Raw genomic sequence first — 555 nt, 5'->3', positions numbered from 1 at the left:
GCGGCGCGCTGCGCGGCGGCGACGGCGTCGCGGGCGGCGGATTCCTCGGGGTCGGCGGTGACGGTGCCGAGGGTGCCGTCGACGAGGACCATGGTTCCGGAGGCGATGTCGTCGAGGCCGGTGACGGCCACCACGCAGGGGATGCCGAGCTGGCGGGCGATGATCGCGGTGTGGCTGGTCGGGCCGCCGAGGGTGGTGGCCAGTGCGACCACCAGTGTCGGGTCCAGGCCGGCGGTGTCGGCGGGGGCGAGGTCCTCGGCGCACAGGATCGAGGGCTCGTCGGGCAGCGGGACGCCCGGTTCGGGCAGTCCCTTGAGTTCGGCGATCACCCGGGAGCGGATGTCGCGCAGGTCGGAGACGCGCTCGGCCATCAGCCCGCCGAGCTTGCTGAACATGTCGACGAACTGGTCGATGGCGGCGTTGACCGCCCCGACGGCGGGCGTTCCTTGTTTGATGTGTTTCTCGGCGGCCCCCAGCCAGCCGCGGTCGGTGGCCAGGGTGGCGGTGGCGGCGAGCACCTCGGCGGCGGCGCCCGTGGCCTGCCCGGCCCGTTCC

General features: G+C 74.4%; 1 protein-coding gene. It reads right to left on the bottom strand.

All coding sequences use genetic code 11. The annotated features are described in order from the left end of the window. A partial coding sequence (locus ACXAID_RS28350; protein WP_475025468.1) for a PEP-utilizing enzyme occupies positions 1–555 on the bottom strand: 555 nt, incomplete at both ends.

The sequence above is a fragment of the Mycobacterium sp. ABE4_509 genome (assembly GCF_056160785.1).
Note: the sequence above shows the minus strand (reverse complement) of the source record. Positions and strands in the feature narration are given on the sequence as shown.